The sequence below is a fragment of the Mycobacterium barrassiae genome, assembly GCF_025822765.1.
GTDB lineage: Bacteria > Actinomycetota > Actinomycetes > Mycobacteriales > Mycobacteriaceae > Mycobacterium > Mycobacterium barrassiae.
Genome location: NZ_JACKUK010000014.1, coordinates 42,337 through 61,079, shown reverse-complemented (window position 1 = coordinate 61,079; position 18,743 = coordinate 42,337). Strand labels below are relative to the sequence as shown.

The following is an 18,743-nucleotide window of genomic DNA, read 5'->3' as shown; positions in this document are numbered from 1 at the left end:
GCCGTGGGCGATCTCAGCATTCAGAACCTGGTGGTTGAGTACAAGGGTCGCGCCGACACCGTCCGCCCCATCAACGGTTTCAACCTCGATGTGTCCGCCGGCTCGCTCGTGATTCTGATGGGGCCCAGCGGGTGCGGAAAGACGACGCTGTTGTCGTGTCTCGGCGGCATCTTGAAGCCCACCTCGGGCGCAATCAAATTCGGCGATGTCGATGTGACGTCGCTGACGGGACACGAGCTGTCGAAATACCGCCGCGAGACCGTCGGCATCGTCTTTCAGGCGTTCAATCTCGTGCCGAGCCTGACCGCACTGGAGAACGTCATGGTGCCGCTGCTGGCGGCGGGCCAACCCCGGCGCGCGGCACGCAAACGCGCGGGACAGCTGCTTTCGCGCGTCGGGCTGGAGGACCGGGTATCTCATCGGCCGGGCGATCTCAGCGGCGGCCAACAGCAACGGGTCGCGGTCGCGCGTGCGATTGCGCTCGATCCCCCGCTGATCTTGGCCGATGAGCCCACCGCGCACCTCGATTTCATCCAGGTCGAGGAGGTGCTGCGCCTCATCCGGGAACTCGCCAGCGGCGATCGGATGGTGGTGGTGGCGACCCACGACAGCAGGATTCTGCCGTTGGCCGACCGTGTCGTCGAGCTCGTTCCCGAGTTCGCCTCGACGGAGCGGCCCCCCGACACCGTCGAATTGGAAGCCGGCGAGGTGTTGTTCGAACAGGGCACGATGGGTGACCTGATCTACGTCGTCGCCGATGGCGAGCTAGAGATCATCCGCGAATTACCCACCGGCGGTGAGGAACTCCAGAAGGTCGCCAAGGCCGGCGACTACCTCGGCGAGATCGGCCCGGTGTTCCACCTGCCGCGCTCGGCGACGGTGCGGGCACGCACCGACGCGACGGTCATCGGCTACACCGTGCGCGCCTTCCGGGAACGCCTCGGCGCCAACGGCATTCGCGACCTGATCGAACACCGGCCGCTGAAACCGACTAGTTCGGTACCAGACTGAGCAGCACGTCCGGACCGATCGACTCGACGCCGTCGAAACGCCAGCGCTGCGCGTGCGCGATCGACAGCACGCCGACGTCGTCGACCGCGGTGATCGGGCCGCCCAGCAGAATCGGCCCGATGTAGGCCAGGATCCTGTCGATCACCCCGGCGCGCAGAAACGCACCCGCGAGCGTCGGCCCGCCCTCGAGCAGCAGATCGGTGCGGTCCGACAGCGCCTTGATCACCTCGTGCGGATCCCGGGTCCGAATCACCATCGTTCGGGAGTCGTCGTTCAAAATCTTGGCCTCGGGCGGTATCTCGCGCTCGCCCACCACGACGCGCAACGGCTGGCGTTCCGCGAGGGATCCGTCGGGTAGCCGCGCGGTGAGCAAGGGGTCATCGGTGAACACCGTGCCCGTCCCGACCAGCACCGCGTCCGCCACGGCACGCCTGCGGTGGACGTCGGCGCGCGCAGCCTCGCTGGTGATCCACTGACTGGAACCGTCTGCTGCGGCGCTGCGGCCGTCGACGCTGGTGGCGAATTTCCAAGTCACGTGCGGCATCCCGGTGCGCTGCTTGTGCAGCCATTCGCGCAACGGCCCGCGCGAAACCTCGTCGGCCAGCACACCGGCCACCACCTCGAGTCCGAGCTCGCCCAGCCGCGCCGCACCGCCTGCGGCCACCGGGTTCGGATCGGTGACCGCGTACGCCACCGCCGAAATGCCCGCCGCGACAAGCGCGTCCACGCACGGCGGGGTGCGGCCGTGGTGATTGCACGGCTCCAGGGTCACCACCGCCGTGCCGCCGACGGCACGCTGCCCCGCTCGGCGCAGGGCGAGCACCTCGGCGTGCGGTCCCCCGGGCGGTTCGGTCGCCCCGACGCCGGCGACCTCGTTGTCGCTGTCCAGGATCACCGCGCCGACCGGCGGGTTGGGATAGGTAGCGCCTTTGACCCGTTCGGACTGTTCGATCGCCAGCCGCATCGCGGTCTCGAGGTTCATAGGCACAGATGCTTGGACGCCGCACCCGCCTGGCGCCGCAGCGACTCGACGGCGGCGGCGGGGTCCTCGGCGCTGTAGACCGCCGAACCGGCCACGAAGCAGTCCACGCCGGCCAGAGCCGCCTGCTCGATGGTGTCCGCGTTGATGCCGCCATCGATCTCCACCACGATCGTCAGCTCACCCGAGTCGACCAGGCGGCGCACAATGCCGACCTTCGGCAACACCTCGGGGATGAACTTCTGGCCGCCGAATCCCGGTTCCACGGACATGATCAGGACCGTGTCGAACTCCGGCAGGATCTCCAGATAGGGCTCGATGGGCGTACCGGGCTTCACGGACAGGCCCGCCTTCGCACCCGCGGCGCGGATGTCGCGTGCCACCCCGACCGGATTGTCGGTCGCCTCGGCGTGGAAGGTGACGTTGTAGGCGCCCGCCTCGGCGTACGGCGGCGCCCACCGGTCGGGGTTGTCGATCATCAGATGGCAGTCCATCGGGATGTCGGTCCGTTTGAGCAGAGCCTCGACGACCGGCAACCCGATCGTCAGATTGGGCACGAAGTGGTTGTCCATGACATCGACGTGCAGCCAGTCCGCGCCGGACACCGCGGCGGCCTCGTCGGCCAGCTCGGCGAAGTCGGCGGCCAGAATCGACGGCGCAATCAACGGCTTCGACATGCGCCTCACCCTATCTGTTGGCTCTTCGCGCGAGCGCTCATCACACTTCGAGCACTTTGAGGGCGGCCGCGAACATCGCATCGGTGCCATGCCGGTGCGGCCACAGCTGCACGTACGGTCCGTCACCGAGCCCGTCCACCGGGGCGAAGAGTTCCCGGGTGTCCATCGCAGCCACCGGATGCCTGCGCAGCGCATCGGCGACGATGCCCACGGTCTCGGCAAGATGCGGCGAGCAGGTCGCGTAGAGCACCACACCGCCGGGTCGCGTCAGTCGGATCGCCGAGGCCAACAGCTCACGCTGCAGCTTGGCCAGCTGAGGGACATCGGCGGGCACCCGACGCCAGCGCGCTTCAGGCCTGCGCCGCAATGCCCCCAGTCCGGTGCACGGTGCGTCGACCAGGACACGGTCGAAGCCGGAATCCAACCCGGGGTCCCGGCCATCGACGCGGAGCACGTCGACCGGTAGGCCGGCGGTGTTCTGCTCGACGTAGTCGGCGCGTCGCGCGGCGGGTTCGACCGCCGTGACCCGCCCCTCCCCGACGAGTGCCGCCAACAGCGCGGTCTTGCCGCCCGGCCCGGCGCAGAGGTCGAGCCAGCGTCCCGAATCCGGGCCGTCCAGTTCGGCCAACGTCAGCGCTCGGGCCACCAACTGGCTGCCCTCGTCCTGCACGAGCGCGGCACCGTCACGGATCGGGGCGAGCTGACCGGGGTCACCGCCGGAGAGATACACCGCGTACGGCGAGTACCGGCCCACGGTGCCGTCGACCTGCTCGGCCAACTGCTCCGCGGTGAGCACACCGGGCCGCGCGGCCAGATGCACGGACGGCCGCTCGTCGTCGCTGGCGAGCAGCGCGTCCAGCTGCCCGGCGTCGGCGCCGAGGGCATCGGCGAACGCCTGCGCGATCCAGCGCGGATGAGCGTGGACGAACGCCGCGTGACCGACGGGATCGGTCACGGCATCCGGCGCCAGTTCGTCGACCCAGGACTGCTCATCGCGGCCGGCGATGGTGCGCAACACACCGTTGACGAAACCCGCTCGCGCCGAGTCGAATTCGATACCGGCCTGCTCGACGGTGGTGGACACGGCGGCATGTTGTTCGACCCGGGTCCGCAGCAGCTGATAGGTGCCGAGGCGCAGCAGATCGAGCAGCACGGGATCGATCTTGTCCGTCGAACGTCCCGCTGCCGCACCGATGATCGCGTCCAACAGACCGCGGGTGCGACAGGTGCCGTAGGTGAGCTCGGTCGCGAAAGCGGCGTCGCGGCCGCTGATTCCGCGATCGCGCAGCACCGCGGGCAGTGCAAGGTTGGCGTACGCGTCCTTCTCCGAGACCGCGCGCAGGACGTCGAACGCGGCGCGCCGGGCCGGGTCGAGTTGCTTGCGCCGCGGCGGTCGCCGATTCTTCTGTGGCTTGTTGGTCTTCGGGGTCATTCGGCTCGCTCAGATCCGTCGAGCCGAGCGCCGCGGGCCCAGTCGGCGGCGTTCATCGGCTTCTTTCCCGGGGCCTGGACGACGCCGAGCACCACCGGGTGCGATCCGGTGCCGACGCGCACGTCTTTTCGCCCCACCTGGACCGCGCCGGGCGGCAGCGGGTCCGCAGACTCATCGAGGGTCACAGGCCCGAGCTTGACGCGCAGATCGCCGATCATGGTCCACGCGCCGGGATTGGGCGTGACCGCGCGGATCCGGCGCTCGACGACGTGGGCGGGCAGATCCCACCGCACCCGGGCCTCCTCGACGGTGATCTTCGGTGCGATGGTCACCCCGTCGGGAGGCTGCGGCACGGGTGTCAGCGTCCCGTCGGCGATGCCGTCGAGGGTCGTCGCCAAGAGCTGTGCACCCGAAATGGACAGCCGCTCAAGGAGTTCACCTGCGGTGTCGGTAGGCCGGACGGTCTCGGTCACCACGCCGTACACCGGCCCGGAATCGAGTGCCGGCTCGATCTGGAACGTCGTGGCACCGGTCACCGTGTCACCTGCGGCGATGGCCGCCTGCACCGGCGCCGCACCGCGCCAGGCGGGCAGGAGTGAGAAATGCAGATTGATCCAACCGCGTTCCGGCACGGCGAGCAGTGGCTCTTTCAGCAGCGCGCCGTAGGCGACGACGGCACAGCACTCGGGCGCCAGCGCGGCCAGCTCGGCGACGAACTCCTCGGAGTTGGGCCTGCTCGGGCGCAGCAGCGGGATGTCGTGCTCGAGCGCGAACCGGGCCACGGGTGACGGCGACGGCTTGCCTCGGCGGCCCGAGGCGGCATCAGGGCGGGTCAGCACGGCGACGACGTCGTGACGTGGCGACTCGACGAGCCGCGCCAGCGAGGGCACGGCGGGTTCGGGGGTACCGGCGAAGACGAGGCGCACCGCGCCAGTCTAGAAGCGCTTATTTCGGGGTCTGGTAGTACTCGTGCTCGTGCACGCCGGTCATCGGTGCGACGAACATCCACGGGATGGAGCTGATCAGCCGGTTCAGGGTCGCCACGGAATCGTTGTAGTACTGCCGGGCGAACGCCAGCTTGTTCTCGGTATCGGCCAAATTGTCCTGCAGATTGAGGAAATTGTTCGATGAGTTGAGCTGCGGATAGTTCTGGCCGAGCGCCAGCAGCGGCACCAAGGCGCTGTCCAGCTCCTTCTCGGCGGCGCTGCGCTGCGCCACCGACTTGCCACTGGTGGCCGACGTCAGCGCGGCGCGGGCATTGGTGACGTGATCGAGGATGCCCTTCTCGTGCGAGGCGAACGTCTGCACCGTGTGCACCAGGCTGGGGATCAGCGAGGCCCGCCGCGTCAGCTCGACGTCGATGCCCGACAGCGCCTCGGCGACCCGCACCTCGGCTGACCGAATCTTGTTGTAGCCCAGCACGAACACGATCAGCGCCGCCAGCGCGAGCACCAGCACGATAACGAGCAGCAATCTCACCATGATCCGCCTCCTCCTCCGCCACCGCCGCCCCCACCACCGCCGCTGCTGAAGCTGCTGCCACTGCTGCCGCCGCTGGAGGACGACGCCTGCGATGCGGTGTACGCGCCGATCGACGATGTCAATGCCGACTCGAAGCTGTCGAAGTCCGGCCCGCCGGAACTGCCGACGAAGGCCGCTCCCGTGTGGGAGGTCGTCGAGTGATACCAATCCGGATGCGGCGGCGGGGTGCCCGTTGCGGCCTCGTACTTCTTCGCCCACAGCGCGGCCGCCCCCGCCGCCACTGCGAACGGGACGTAGGCCGAGTAAAGGTCCTTGCGGGCACCGAAATCAAAGCGGGCCTCGGCCGAGTCGGTGGTCAGCATCCGGTGGAATCCGCCCGCGCGCGACCACAATTCGCGGCCGGTCTCGGTTCGCCGGGTGCCCACACCGTCCCGCCATGACGCCGCCGAGAACAGGAAGAACGCCGCGAAGGGCAGCGCCCACATCGTGGTGGGAAAACCCCAGCGGAAGAAGCCGAACAGCATGAGGATGAAGGCGATCGCATTCGCGGTGCGCACCCAGAGTTCCTTCTTGCGCTTGACCATCAGCCCGTCGCCGAAGGCCCACTTGGTCACCGCCGCGGCCATATCCGTCTTCGCTCGATTGAGCTTCTTGCCGGCCTTGGCGGTCGGCTTGGCATCGAAGTCTCTGCCCGGGCCTTGCACGTTGAGCGCCGACGCGACGGCATTGCTGACTGGGTCGACATCGGCCCATGGCCCCCACTCCGTGACGTTGCTGCGGATCTTCCAGCGCTTCTCGCTGACCTGCCGCATGTCGATCAGTCCGCGTTCGGCGAGGTAGAACAGCGTGGCGGTCAGACCCTTCTTCGGAACGCTCTCAGTGCGGATGTACTCGGTCTGCACGGGCCCCAGACCCGGCGGCGGCGCGTACTGCAAGGGGAATCCCGGTGACGGTTCAACGGTGGTGCGGTAGTACAGGATTCCGCCGATCGCACCCGCGACGGTGAGCGCGAGCACCCACAGCACGCCTGACACCGACTGTCCGAGAACCCGGTCCCACACGTAGGACCACGGCACCGTGTCCCTCGGCGGGGTCGGCACATCGACGCCGGCGCGCACCGTCACCGGTGTTCGCGGCGGCAGATTCGTCGCCGACAGCGTAACCCTGTTTCCATTGATGCTCAGGTCCTCGCAGGCCCTGCCGACGCCGAAGCCCACCGAGCACTCGGCGCGGTCGACCGTGCCGGGCAGGGTGACCGTGACGTCGGCGCGCTCGATCTCGTTGTTCCACGCCTGCGCGATGACGTTCCAGAAGAAGACCGACGGAGAATCGGTGGCCTGCCCGGTCGACGCGGCGAACGTCTTTCCGGCGCCGGTGCTTCCGGGGTCGAGCACCCCGTCGATGTTGTAGCGGATCTCGAAGACGTGCGTGCCGTAGCTCAGGTACTCGTCCGGATCGCCGATCTTTGCCACCCGGAATCGTTCGCCGCCCTCCCAAAGCATCTGGTAGGGCGCCGGTTTCCCGTCGAGCAGGATCGAGGTCACCTCCGGTATCTGTCGCACGCCGGGATCGTTCGGATTGTCGACCGCCCAGTACTTGAAGAGCCCGTGCCGTCCGCTCGGAAATTCGGCCGTGATCGTCTCCACCGCATCGAGGCGACCGCCCGCGCTGACGATCAAGTCGACCTCGTAATGACTGAAAACCACTGGGTCAGAAACCTCTGACGCATCCGAACCGGGCCGGAACACCACCGGCCACAGCACGCCAATGGCGATGAGCGCCAACGGAAACAGCATCGAGAAGAACCGCCGCACGCCGACCTCCTGTCCGATGCGCCGATAGGTGCCCGGATTACCCTATGTGCAACGGGTCGATTTGCACACGAACTGGCTCGTTATCGCGTCGCGCGCTCAGGACGCCCGCCGCGCGTCGCAGCGCCGCCGCGAGGGGTAGTCCGGCGTCGCGCGGCACCCGCACCAGCATCCGCACGACCGGTTTTTCCGGCGCCGTACCCGGCGGTCGACGCACACCGGGCGGCAAGTCGACGGGCCCTAGGGGCTCTGCACCGACAGGGAGGTCCGCGGTTTCGACCATGGCGTGCACGGCGTCGGGCGAGCCGTCGATGGCCGCCATGTGCACCGCAGGAGGCAACCCGACCTCGGCGCGCGAATCGAGTTCGGCATCGGCATGGCCCGCGGGGTCCCAGCGGATCAGCGACTGCACGGTGGGGATCGCCGAATCGGCGACGACGGCCACCACCCCGCCGTCGGTGCGGCTGCAGACCAGCGCGGCGGCGGCCATCCAGCGGCGCAGTGCATCCTCGGAGGCCCGCAGATCCTGGCGTCCGAGCAGCGCCCAGGTGTCCAGCAACAGCGCGGCGCCGTATCCGCCCGCGGCGGCCGGTTCGGCGCCCGGTGTCGACACCACGACGGCGGCTTCTGCCGGCACCGCGGCGACCATCGCGTCGCCGCCCGATGTCACCACAGGCACGCCGGGGAACGCGCGGCCCAGTTCCTCAGCGGTTCGCCTGGCCCCGATGACGACGGCGCGGACGGCGTCGGAGCCACAGCGGGTGCACCGCAGCGCGGGCTCTTCGCGGCCACACCAGCGGCACACCGCCCCCGCGGTGTCCCGTGCGGGCAGCGACAGCGGACCGGTGCAATGGCGGCAGCGCGCGATGTTGCGGCAGCGGCCGCACGCCAGCGCGGGAACGTAGCCGCGGCGGGGCACCTGGACGAGCACGGGCCGACCGGACCCCAGCGCCGTGCGGGCGGCCTGCAGCGCCATCGACGGCAGCCGCGCGGAGCGCGCCGCTGGGTCGCGTTCCTGCTCGAATCCGCTGTCGTCGAGCGCGACGATGCGGGGCGACCGCGCGCGCACCTCCTGCCGGGTGGCAACCAGGTCGTGCGCCCAGCCGGAACGGACCAGCGCCTGCGCCTCAGCGGTGCGGGCGAAGCCACCGACGAGGGCGGCACAGCGCACCTGGTGGGCGCGCAGCATCGCCACCTCCCTGGCGTGCGGGTAGGGCGCGCGTGGCTCGGCGAGCGTGTCGTCGCCGTCGTCCCACACCATCACCAGGCCGAGATTGGCCACCGGGGCGAACGCCGCGCTGCGGGTGCCGATCACGATGCGGGCGGCGCCTCGCAGCACCGCCAGCCATCGCCGGTAGCGCTGCGCGGGACCGAGACCGGCGGACAACGCCACCACATGAGACTCGTCGTATCGCTCGATGGCGGCGGCGCGCACGGCGTCGACATCGCGTTGATCCGGCACTATCACCAACGCGGACCGGCCGGAGTCGGCCGTCACGGCGGCCAGCTCAGCGAGGCGGTGCGCCCATCGCTCCCCCGGCAACGCCTGCCACACCGCTCGCGCGGCGCGCCCGTCGCACAGGGCGGCGACGTACTGCTCCCCGCCCCGGTAGGCCAGCCACGCCGAAGTGTCGACGGGAGCTGCCGCCGGCGGCGTCTGCTCGGGCGGCGGCTGCTTCTCGACGTTGGCATGCCGTGGCGGGATGGCCAGCCGCAGGACGTCGGCGCGGGTGCCCGCGTAGCGCGCAGCGACGGCGTCGGCCAGCCTGCGCACGTCGGGCGTGAGCACCGGCTCCGCCGACACGACGCGGTCCAGCCACCCGAGCTTTCCGACATGGTCTGTGTCCGAGCGTCTTTCGAGTACGAAGGCATCCACCAACCGACCGTGGAACCGCACCCGCACCCGCACGCCGGGCTGCGCGTCGTCGGACTGATCCGCGGACACGAGATAGTCGAACTCGCGGTCGAGGTGCGGCACTGTCAGCATCGGGAGCACGCGCGCAATCGGCTCGTGCTCGGCCTGCTGCCGGTCGGTGACCACCTACGAAGTGGTAGCAGACTGCACTGACGGCGATGCAGCGCGGCCGAAGAAGAAGCCGGCGGTGATGAGCACCAGTGACGTCGCATAGGCCCACCAGATCGGCACCGCGAGCACCTCGTTACCCAACACGAACTTCGAGATGCCGATCATGGAGTCGGACACCGCGAAACACACGGCACCGAGTGCGGTCCACGGGGTGGGCAGCCGGGCCATCAGCGCCGCGCACACCATCGCGCCGAGGACCGCGATGTAGAGCGTGACCGGTATCGCCATCCCGTCGGCGATCAGCCGCGGCCAGAACCACACGAGCAGAGCGATGCAGGCGGCGACGATGACCGCTGCGGCCGCCAGCCGGGGCGTCGACCGTTGCACCAACGGAATGAGCGCGGCCAAAAAGCACAGATGCGCCACCAGGAATGCACCGAGACCCAGCACGAACGACGGCTCCCACCACGGCATCGCCAGCAGGTAGTCGCCCGCGGCCGAGAAGATGAGCGCCGCAACGAGCCAGCGCCGCTCGCGGGCGATCGGATGCGTCAACGCGGCGACGGCGAGCAGCACCGCCGCCGCGGCCTTGACCGCTGGCTGCAGCGCGAACTGGCCGGTCAGCTCGGCGCCGGACGGCAGACGGAGTGCCGTGACGATCAGGAATATGCCGTAACAGGCGCCGACGACCGCGGCCGCGACCCACAGAAGCCTGGTTCGCGGGTGTGCGTACCGTGTCCCCATGTCCATCGCTGAGGAAAAGCCGGCCGTCGACGCCATTCTGCTGAAGGTAATAGAAGCCGTCCCGTTTCAGTTGACAACCGACGGAGGCGTCGAGGAGGCGCGCAGGCGGTTCCGCGACATTCCTCGTCCCGAGGTGCATACCGAGGTGCGCAGCGAGGACATCGCCATCGACGGACCCGGCGGTCCGATTCCGGCCCGGGTGTACCGTCCCGCCGCCGACAGCGACACCCCATTGCCTGTCGTGCTGTTCATCCACGGTGGCGGATGGTCTGTCGGCGACCTGGACACCTACGACGGCATCGCGCGGCGACACGTGGTCGGCGCGGACGCGATCGTCGCGTCGATCGACTACCGGCTGGCCCCCGAGCACCCCTACCCCGCTGCCGTCGACGACGCCTGGGCGGCAACGCAATGGGTGGCCGAGCACGCCGCGGAGCTGGGTGGGGACCCCGATCGGTTGGCGGTCGCAGGCGACTCCGCGGGCGGCAACCTGGCCGCGGTGGTGTCTCAGCTGGCACGCGATGCCGGCGGCCCGCGAATTGTGTTCCAGCTGTTGTGGTATCCCGCGACGACCTTTGATACGTCGCTGCCCTCGTTCACGGAGAATGCCAACGCGCCGGTCCTCGACGTCGAGGGCTGCAAGGGCTGCACCCGTTGGTACATCGGCGATCTCGATATGACCGAGATTCCCGCGACGCTGGCACCCGCGCGTGCCGACGACCTGACCGGCTTACCGCCCGCCTATATCGCGGTCGCGGGCCACGATCCGCTGCGCGACGACGGTGTGCGATACGCCGAATTGCTCTCCGCCGCTGGTGTGCCCGTCGAGCTGCACAATGCCGAGACGCTCATTCACGGCTACGCCGGCTATGACGGCGTGGTGCCAGCGGCCACCGAGGCCGTCGAGCGGGGCATGAACGCCCTGCGCGCGGCGTTGCACTCCACATGAGCGATTCCGTCGACGTCGTGCACCGCTTCTGGGACGAGGTGTGGAACGCCCACGACCCGTCGGCGGCGGACCGGTTCGTGGTCGACGATTTCGTGATCGTCACCGGCGGCCAGACGGTCACCGGTCGCGAGAACTTCAAGGAGTGGATCGACGGATTCCTCGCGACGATCGACGATCTCCATCTGGAGGTCATCGAATCGTTTCAGAACGCCGACGGCAGCAGGGTCGCCTCGAGGTGGCTGCTCACCGGCCGCAACAACGGCTTCGCGGGCACCGCGCCCGACCAGCAGCCGATCGAGTTGACGGGCACGGCGGTATGGGCGGTACGCGAGGACGGAAAGCTGCTGAGCAACCACGTCGAGCGGGCCGCGTTGGAGCAATTCCAGCGCCTGAGTGTCTGATAGGCGGGGCACGGCTCGGGACTACCGGACCACGAGCCGGCCGTTTAGCGTGGGGTCATAGCCGCGCCGGCCGCACGGTACTGACCGCGCGCGTGCACGTCATCGCCCAACGACGGGAGGAGTGCCCGCCATGACAGCACCCGACTACGACACCGTCATCGTCGGCGCCGGATTCTCCGGAATCGGCACCGCGATCAAGTTGGACAAGTCCGGGATGGGTGACTACCTCGTCGTCGAGGCGGGCGCCGGCCCCGGCGGCACCTGGTACTGGAACACCTATCCCGGTATCGCCGTGGACATTCCGTCGTTCTCCTACCAGTTCTCGTTTGAGAAAAGCCCGAATTGGACGCGCACCTACGCACCTGGGCAGGAGCTGAAGGCCTATGCCGAGCACTGCGTCGACAAGTACGGCCTGCGCCCGAAGATCCGCTTCAACACCAAGGTGCTTGGCGCGAACTTCGACGATGACGACAGCCTGTGGCGCGTCGAGCTCGACACCGGCGAGTCGGTCACCGCGCGATTCCTCGTCAACGCCAGCGGTGTGCTGATCACGCCGAACTATCCCGACATCGACGGCGTCGACTCGTTCGCGGGCATCACAATGCACACCGCGCGGTGGGACCACGAGCAGGACCTGACCGGTAAGCGGGTGGCCATCATCGGCACGGGCGCGTCCGCGGTGCAGGTCATACCCGAGATCGCGCCAATTGTGGAGCGGCTCAGTGTTTTTCAGCGCACCCCGATCTGGTGTCTGCCCAAACCCGATATGCCGTTGTCGCCGATGGCGCGGCGCCTGATGCGATTGCCCGGTGGCCACGCGGTGCAGCGCGTGCTCAGTCAGATCTACGTCGAGCTCACGTTCACCCTGCCCGCGCAGTACTTCACCCTGAATCCGATGGCCAAGAACATGGCGAAGTTCGGTGAGTCGTACCTGCGCAAGGAGGTCCACGATCCGGAGGTGCGCGACAAGCTGACCCCGCGCTACGCGGTCGGCTGTAAGCGCCCCGGCTTCCACAACACGTATCTGTCGACGTTCAACCGCGACAACGTCGAATTGGTGACCGAGCCGATCGACAAGATCACCGGTTCGGGGGTGGCGACCACCGACGGCGAGACCCGCGACGTCGACGTGCTCATCCTCGCAACGGGTTTCAAGGTGATGGACGTCGAGGACAATCCGACCTATCCGGTGACCGGGTCGGGCGGCCGGTCGTGGAGCGAGTACTTCAGTGAGCGGCGGCTGCAGTCCTACGAAGGTGTCTCCGTGCCTGGCTTCCCCAACTTCTTCACGGTGTTCGGCCCCTACGGCTACGTCGGCAACTCCTACTTCGCGTTGATCGAGGCGCAGACGCACCACATCGTGCGCTGCCTCAGACACGCGCGCCGCAGGGGTGCACGCCGCGTCGAGGTCAAGCAGGAGGCCAACGACCGCTACTTCGCCGAGATGATGCGCAAGCGGCACCGGCAGATCTTCTGGCAGGACACCTGCAAGGACGCCAGGAGCTACTACTTCGACAAAAACGGCGATGTGCCGCTACGGCCGGCCACCACGCTGCACACATACTGGCGAGCCCGCCGATTCCCGATCGACGATTACGCGTTCACGCCATAGCGATTTGTGTGCGTTTCGGCGCGCTCACCGCTCCTGAACGCACACAAATCGCAAGGGAAACTAGACGGCGGCCTTCAACTCGTCGACCTTGTTCAGCTGCTCCCACGGCAGTTCGACGTCCGTGCGGCCGAAGTGGCCGTAGGCCGCGGTCTGCGCGTAGATGGGCCGCAGCAGGTCGAGGTCGCGGACGATCGCGCCGGGCCGCAGGTCGAACACCGAGGTGATCGCCTTCTCGATGCGCGCCGGGTCGACGGTCTCGCTGCCGAAGGTCTCGACGAACAGCCCGACCGGGGCCGCCTTGCCGATCGCGTACGCGACCTGCACCTCGACGCGCTCCGCCAGGCCGGCGGCGACCACGTTCTTTGCCACCCAGCGCATCGCATACGCCGCGGAACGGTCGACCTTGGACGGATCCTTGCCAGAGAACGCGCCGCCGCCGTGACGGGCCCATCCGCCGTAGGTGTCGACGATGATCTTGCGGCCGGTCAGGCCGGCGTCGCCCATCGGCCCGCCGAGCACGAACTTGCCGGTCGGGTTGACCAGCAGGCGGAAGTCCGACGTATCGAGCGTGTCGTGGTTCAGGTCGGCCAGCACGGTGTTGACGACCTTTTCCCGGATGTCGGGTGTCAGGGTCGCCTCCAGGTCGATTCCTGCGGCGTGCTGGGTCGAGAGCACCACGGTGTCGAGCCGCACCGGGGTGGTGCCGTCGTACTGCACGGTGACCTGGGTCTTCCCGTCGGGGCGCAGGTAGCCCAGCACCCCGTTCTTGCGGACCTCGGTGAGCCGGCGGGACAGCCGGTGCGCCAACGCGATCGGCAACGGCATCAGTTCGGGCGTGTCCTTGATGGCGTAGCCGAACATCAGGCCCTGGTCGCCGGCGCCCTGCGCGTCGAGCGGGTCGCCTGCACCCTCGACCCGCGTTTCGTGGGCGGTGTCGACACCCTGCGCGATATCGGGCGACTGCTTGCCGATGCCGATGTTCACGCCGCAGGTCTCGCCGTCGAAGCCCTTCTCCGAGGAGTCGTAGCCGATCTCGAGGATGCGATCGCGCACGGTGTTGGTGATGTCGGCGAACGCCTCCTTGGCCTGCGTGGTCACCTCGCCGACCACGTGCACCTGTCCGGTGGTGACCAGCGTTTCCACCGCGACGCGGGATTTGGGATCGTCCGCGAGCAACGCGTCGAGCACCGAGTCGCTGATGGCGTCGCAGATCTTGTCGGGATGGCCCTCGGTCACCGACTCACTGGTAAACAGCCGAGCTTCACTCACGGTGTTGATCCTCTCAAAACTTAGGTAGTCAAATTATATGCGTGCCCAGGTGCACCCAAGCGTGTGCGTCCGATTCGCACAACCCTTTCACGCGGCCGGGCATGTAATTCGCGTTACACTCCGCCGCTCTGCAGGATCGCCGCGATCGCGTCAACGATACGGCTGGCCATCAGAGTTTTCGAACCGTGCTCAAGGGCAGACTCGGCGCCGTCGGCCGCAAGCAGCCATCCGTCGTTGTTGTCCACTTCGAACGCCCGATTCTCGCCGACGGCGTTGACCACGAGCAAATCGCAGCCCTTGCGCTGCAATTTGGCCCGGGCGTGGAAGAGGACGTCTCCGTTCGCATCGCCTGTCTCGGCGGCGAACCCGACGATGGCGCGCATATTGGGCAGCTGGCCGTCCCGGCGTGCCCGCACGGTACCCGCCAGCACGTCATCGGTGCGGCTGAGTTCGATGATCGGTGTCGCGGCGTTGGGATCGGCGGACTTCTTGATCTTGCTGCTCTGGAACTGGGTGGGCCGGAAATCGGCGACCGCGGCGGCCATGACCAGCACATGCGCGTCGGGCGCGTGCTTCGAGACGGCGTCCTTGAGTTGAGCGGCCGAGCCGATGTGGACCACGTCGACCCCTGCCGGATCGACGAGTCCTGCGGTGTTTCCCGCGATCAGCGTGACGTCCGCCCCACGCTGGGCCATCACCCTGGCCATCGCGTAGCCCTGTTTACCCGAACTCCGGTTGCCGATGAACCGCACCGGGTCGATCGGCTCGCGGGTGCCACCCGCGGTGACCAGGGCCCGAACTCCGGCCAGGTCATATGGCAGTGCGTCGCCGCGTTCCAGCAGCAGGTGGGCGAGCGTGGAGATCTCTTCGGCCTCGGGTAGCCGGCCCGCGCCGCTGTCTGCCCCGGTGAGCCGCCCCGAGGCCGGCTCCAGTACCACCACGCCCCGGCGGCGCAGCGTGGCCACGTTCTCGACGGTGGCTGGGTGAAACCACATCTCGGTGTGCATCGCGGGCGCGAAGAGCACCGGACATCGGGCGGTGAGCAGGGTGGCGGTCAGCAGGTCATCGGCCCGGCCAGCGACGGCCCGTGCCAACAGGTCAGCGGTCGCGGGGGCCACCACGACGAGGTCGGCCTCCTGCCCGATCCGGACATGGGGCACCTCGTGGACGTCATCCCAGACGCCGGTGTGGACCGGGTTGCCGGAGAGCGCTTCGAATGTGGCGGCGCCGACGAATCGCAGAGCCGATTCGGTGGGGACGACCCGAACGGAATGGCCGGCCTCGGTCAGCTGACGGACGACGGTGGCCGCCTTGTACGCGGCGATGCCGCCGGCGACGCCGACGACGATCCGCTTGCGTTCGGTCACTTCAGCTTTCGCCCTCGAGGCTCATCGCGACCGGGTCTCCTCCGCTACTCGCCTTCGGTGTGTTCGAGAAGGTCTGCGTGGATCTCGCGCAGCGCGATGGACAGCGGCTTCTCCTGCAGGCCGGGCTCCACCAGCGGGCCGACGTACTCGAGGATGCCGTCGCCGAGTTGGTTGTAGTAGTCGTTGATCTGCCGCGCGCGCTTGGCCGCGTAGATCACCAGCGCGTACTTGCTGGACGCCCGGTCGAGCAGCTCGTCGATGGGCGGATTGGTGATACCCAGCGGCGTGTCGTAGGCGCCGGCGCCGGACTCGAGGTCGTCGACAGCGCTCAGCTGGGTGTCGGCATGAGGGGTGCTCACGTAGAAGATCTCCTGCGGTTTGCGTGAAATGTGGTGGCTCTGAGATAGATCTTGGCCTGATCGCACCGTCCCCGGCGCTGGGTTTATCCGTGGGCCACCAGCAAGGATACCAATTCGGAGCACGCAGACTCCAATTCGCTGTTCACGACGACGACGTCGAAGTCGCCCTGAGCTGCCAGTTCGTCGCGCGCTGTGGCAAGCCGACGGGCCATCGCCTCTGGGCTTTCGGTGCCGCGCCCGATCAGCCGGCTCTCCAACGCCTCCCAGCTGGGCGGCGCGAGGAACACCGTGAGGGCTTCCGGCATGGACTTCTTGACGGCGCGGGCCCCGGCCAGATCCACCTCGATGAGTACGGGCCGACCGGCCTGGGTGGCCTCGCGGATGGGGTCAGCGGGAGTGCCGGAGCGGTGCAGGCCGCCATGGATCTCGGCCCACTCCAGGAGGGCGCCGCGATCGATCAGCTCTTGGAACCGCTCGGGGTTGACAAACGAATAGTCGACGCCGTCGACCTCGCCCGGACGCGGGGCCCGGGTGGTGACGGACACGCTGAAGTGCAGGTCGGGAATGCGTTCACGCAGGCAGCGGACCACGCTCGATTTCCCGACGGCTGAGGGGCCGGACAGCACCAATACCCGGCCGGCCCCCCGGCCGGCGCTCAACTTACGCGCCCGGGATTACTGGTCGAACTTTTCCAGCAGCGCTTTGCGCTGGCGATCGCCCAGACCGCGCAGGCGGCGGGTGGGGGCGATCTCGAGTTCGGTCATGATCTCCTGCGCCTTGACCTTGCCGACCTTGGGCAGGGCTTCCAGCAGGGCAGAAACCTTCATCTTGCCCAGGACCTCGTCGGACTCGGCGTCCTTGAGGACCTGCTTGAGGTTGGTGCCGCCACGCTTGAGCCGATCCTTGAGCTCAGCTCGCGCTCGACGAGCGGCAGCAGCCTTCTCCAACGCTGCCGCGCGCTGTTCGTCGGTCAACTGGGGAAGGGCCACGGGTTCCTCCGTCTCTCACCATTCAATATTTTGTCTGGGCTGATGCAGAACAGCCAGCGACGACGACCGTACCCACGCAACCTGATGAAAGCGAACCCCACCCCCTGGTTCCGGGGTCAAAAGCCCAGCGTGTAAGGCGGAGGCGCGCTCCGCGCCGACGCTTCACAGCAGGCTCGTCGGCCGCGCTTTCGGCTCGGCCGCCGCCGGATTTACCTGCATATCAAGGCATTTCGAGCCCCGGCGCACGGCTCATGAAGCGGCTTTCCATGTGGCCTGGACCACACCTGGAGGGCGTCGAAAGCTCAAAAACTAAGATTTTTCCTGGTCACCGCGTGTCGGGCGTGTCGCAGCCGCCGAGCACGCCAGTAGACGAGACACTGCGCGCCTCGATGTCCCGTTGAATTCAAAAAACGCCCAGGTCGCGGCCTGTTTTCGCCGTGCCAGACGGGGCTGGTGTGACAAAAGTTATTGGCGAGACGCATGTGTTCAATTGCCGCGGTTTCATCGGCGGTCAAAGCATCTGATCGCAGCCAGCGCGAACCTAGGATTTCCCGCGAGGAGGTGCTCGTGGTCGCTCGCGCCTGTCAGTCGATCGCCCTGGTGCTCGCCGTGTTGACCGGGGCGGTGCTGTTCAGCATCGCGAGCCCGGCTTGGGCCTGCGGCTGCGGCGCCTACGTCCCCGACAATCCCGGCTCGACGATCGCCGACGAGCGCGCACTGATCGCCTGGGATGGCACCACCGAGGACATCCTGATGTCGCTGTCGGTGATGGGCAGTTCGGACCGGGCCGCGTGGGTGATGCCGGTGCCGTCGGCCGCCGATGTCACCCTCGGCGACACCGCGGTGTTCGAGGAGCTCGGCAAGCTGACCGCGCCGCGCATCGAATACCGCGACTCGTGGTGGCCGACTCTGCCGTGGCTGGTCTGGGCCGGGGCGGAACCGGAGACCGCAGGTGCCCCCGGCGGTGCGGTCAACGTGCTCGGCCGTCAACGCCTGGGGCCGTTCGACGTCACTCGACTGGCGGCCAATGACCCCACCGCGCTGGCGAATTGGTTGCGGGACAACGGGTTTCCCCATCCCGACGGGCTCGACGAGAACCTGGCGCCGTACGTCGAGGATGGCTGGGAAATCATTGCGGTGCAACTGATTCCGGCAGAAGCGGACGGCTCGCTGTCAGGACCTCTTCAACCGCTGCGCATGTCGTTCGCCTCCGACACCGTCGTCTACCCGATGCGACTGTCGCGATCGGCGACGGTGTCGCAGTACATCGACCTGTACGTGCTTGCCGACCATCGGATGGACCCGACCGCGGTTCCCGTCGCCGCCGACAAGCCGACGCTGGAGTTCGCCGGACGCCTCGAACCGGGCGACTCCCCCGCGCTGGCCGACTATGTCGGCGATGGCGCATTCCTCACGCGCTGGAAGAACACGATCCTCGACCCGTCGGCAATCGAGGGTGACTACGTATTCGAGCAGGCGGCCTCGGATACGCCCTTCCAGCAGGTCATCTACCGCACGCGCGACCGGGGCGAAGTGACAGCGCGGATCCTGCTTGCCGCGTTGGCCTCGGCCGGCATCGTGGCGATCGTGGTGCTGCTGCGGCTTCTTCCCAAGAAACCGTCGCGTCGGTAGCGG

18 protein-coding genes are annotated in these 18,743 nt (G+C 68.1%); 5 read left to right on the top strand and 13 right to left on the bottom strand.

Going from position 1 to position 18,743, the window contains the following annotated elements; translation table 11 throughout:
• Window positions 1–3: 3 nt before the first annotated feature.
• Entirely contained in the window at window positions 4–1,011 is a 1,008-nt protein-coding gene (locus H7J93_RS04545; RefSeq protein WP_267305107.1) for an ABC transporter ATP-binding protein, read from the top strand.
• On the opposite strand, the gene ribD is transcribed toward H7J93_RS04545, so the two are convergent.
• The 8 genes from ribD to H7J93_RS04505 are packed head-to-tail and all read right to left on the bottom strand — an operon-like array spanning window position 992 to window position 10,162.
• Entirely contained in the window at window positions 992–1,993 is a 1,002-nt protein-coding gene (ribD, locus tag H7J93_RS04540; RefSeq protein WP_267305106.1) for a bifunctional diaminohydroxyphosphoribosylaminopyrimidine deaminase/5-amino-6-(5-phosphoribosylamino)uracil reductase RibD, read from the bottom strand. The two genes, H7J93_RS04545 and ribD, sit on opposite strands and share 20 nt — an antisense overlap.
• Window positions 1,990–2,667 (bottom strand): ribulose-phosphate 3-epimerase, encoded by a 678-nt coding sequence (rpe, locus tag H7J93_RS04535; RefSeq protein WP_267305105.1) that lies wholly within the window; start codon window positions 2,665–2,667, stop codon window positions 1,990–1,992. The genes ribD and rpe overlap by 4 nt, the downstream gene beginning before the upstream one ends.
• 40 nt (window positions 2,668–2,707) lie before the next feature.
• Window positions 2,708–4,099, bottom strand: coding sequence for an RsmB/NOP family class I SAM-dependent RNA methyltransferase (locus H7J93_RS04530; RefSeq protein WP_267305104.1), 1,392 nt, complete (start codon window positions 4,097–4,099; stop codon window positions 2,708–2,710).
• Complete coding sequence (gene fmt, locus H7J93_RS04525; RefSeq protein ID WP_267305103.1) at window positions 4,096–5,025, bottom strand: methionyl-tRNA formyltransferase; 930 nt, start codon at window positions 5,023–5,025, stop codon at window positions 4,096–4,098. The genes H7J93_RS04530 and fmt overlap by 4 nt, the downstream gene beginning before the upstream one ends.
• A gap of 19 nt (window positions 5,026–5,044) precedes the next feature.
• Window positions 5,045–5,581, bottom strand: a complete 537-nt coding sequence (locus H7J93_RS04520; protein WP_267305102.1) for a LemA family protein — start codon at window positions 5,579–5,581, stop codon at window positions 5,045–5,047.
• Window positions 5,575–7,395, bottom strand: coding sequence for a DUF2207 domain-containing protein (locus H7J93_RS04515; RefSeq protein ID WP_267305101.1), 1,821 nt, complete (start codon window positions 7,393–7,395; stop codon window positions 5,575–5,577). Before H7J93_RS04515 ends, H7J93_RS04520 begins: the two co-directional genes overlap by 7 nt.
• A 37-nt stretch (window positions 7,396–7,432) precedes the next feature.
• Complete coding sequence (locus H7J93_RS04510) at window positions 7,433–9,379, bottom strand: primosomal protein N' (protein WP_267305304.1); 1,947 nt, start codon at window positions 9,377–9,379, stop codon at window positions 7,433–7,435.
• 54 nt (window positions 9,380–9,433) lie between these two features.
• Complete coding sequence (locus H7J93_RS04505) at window positions 9,434–10,162, bottom strand: lysoplasmalogenase (protein ID WP_267305100.1); 729 nt, start codon at window positions 10,160–10,162, stop codon at window positions 9,434–9,436.
• Between H7J93_RS04505 and H7J93_RS04500 the strand changes: the two genes are divergently transcribed.
• The 3 genes from H7J93_RS04500 (at window position 10,161) to H7J93_RS04490 (ending at window position 13,124) form a co-directional block, all read left to right on the top strand.
• Window positions 10,161–11,111, top strand: a complete 951-nt coding sequence (locus H7J93_RS04500; protein WP_267305099.1) for an alpha/beta hydrolase — start codon at window positions 10,161–10,163, stop codon at window positions 11,109–11,111. The two genes, H7J93_RS04505 and H7J93_RS04500, sit on opposite strands and share 2 nt — an antisense overlap.
• The gene (locus H7J93_RS04495; protein ID WP_267305098.1) at window positions 11,108–11,512 is read left to right on the top strand and encodes an ester cyclase; all 405 of its coding nucleotides are present in this window, start codon (window positions 11,108–11,110) and stop codon (window positions 11,510–11,512) included. The genes H7J93_RS04500 and H7J93_RS04495 overlap by 4 nt, the downstream gene beginning before the upstream one ends.
• Before the next feature lie 130 nt (window positions 11,513–11,642).
• A complete protein-coding gene (locus tag H7J93_RS04490) occupies window positions 11,643–13,124 on the top strand; it encodes a flavin-containing monooxygenase (RefSeq protein ID WP_267305097.1) in 1,482 nt (493 codons plus the stop codon).
• Between the two features lie 60 nt (window positions 13,125–13,184).
• On the opposite strand, the gene metK is transcribed toward H7J93_RS04490, so the two are convergent.
• The 5 genes from metK to mihF all read right to left on the bottom strand — a co-directional run bounded on the left by metK (window position 13,185) and on the right by mihF (window position 17,108).
• Window positions 13,185–14,393 carry a methionine adenosyltransferase gene (gene metK / locus H7J93_RS04485; RefSeq protein ID WP_267305096.1) on the bottom strand — a complete coding sequence of 403 codons (1,209 nt, stop codon included), beginning with the start codon at window positions 14,391–14,393 and terminating at the stop codon, window positions 13,185–13,187.
• Between the two features lie 113 nt (window positions 14,394–14,506).
• Complete coding sequence (gene coaBC, locus H7J93_RS04480) at window positions 14,507–15,760, bottom strand: bifunctional phosphopantothenoylcysteine decarboxylase/phosphopantothenate--cysteine ligase CoaBC (RefSeq protein ID WP_267305095.1); 1,254 nt, start codon at window positions 15,758–15,760, stop codon at window positions 14,507–14,509.
• Between the two features lie 44 nt (window positions 15,761–15,804).
• The gene (gene rpoZ / locus H7J93_RS04475) at window positions 15,805–16,119 is read right to left on the bottom strand and encodes a DNA-directed RNA polymerase subunit omega (protein ID WP_267305094.1); all 315 of its coding nucleotides are present in this window, start codon (window positions 16,117–16,119) and stop codon (window positions 15,805–15,807) included.
• Between the two features lie 83 nt (window positions 16,120–16,202).
• Window positions 16,203–16,778 (bottom strand): guanylate kinase, encoded by a 576-nt coding sequence (gene gmk, locus H7J93_RS04470; protein ID WP_267305093.1) that lies wholly within the window; start codon window positions 16,776–16,778, stop codon window positions 16,203–16,205.
• Between the two features lie 15 nt (window positions 16,779–16,793).
• On the bottom strand, window positions 16,794–17,108 hold the full coding sequence (gene mihF / locus H7J93_RS04465) for an integration host factor, actinobacterial type (RefSeq protein WP_014213586.1): 315 nt from the start codon (window positions 17,106–17,108) through the stop codon (window positions 16,794–16,796).
• A gap of 567 nt (window positions 17,109–17,675) precedes the next feature.
• Between mihF and H7J93_RS04460 the strand changes: the two genes are divergently transcribed.
• Window positions 17,676–18,740, top strand: coding sequence for a DUF2330 domain-containing protein (locus H7J93_RS04460; protein WP_267305092.1), 1,065 nt, complete (start codon window positions 17,676–17,678; stop codon window positions 18,738–18,740).
• The last annotated feature ends 3 nt before the right edge of the window (window positions 18,741–18,743 follow it).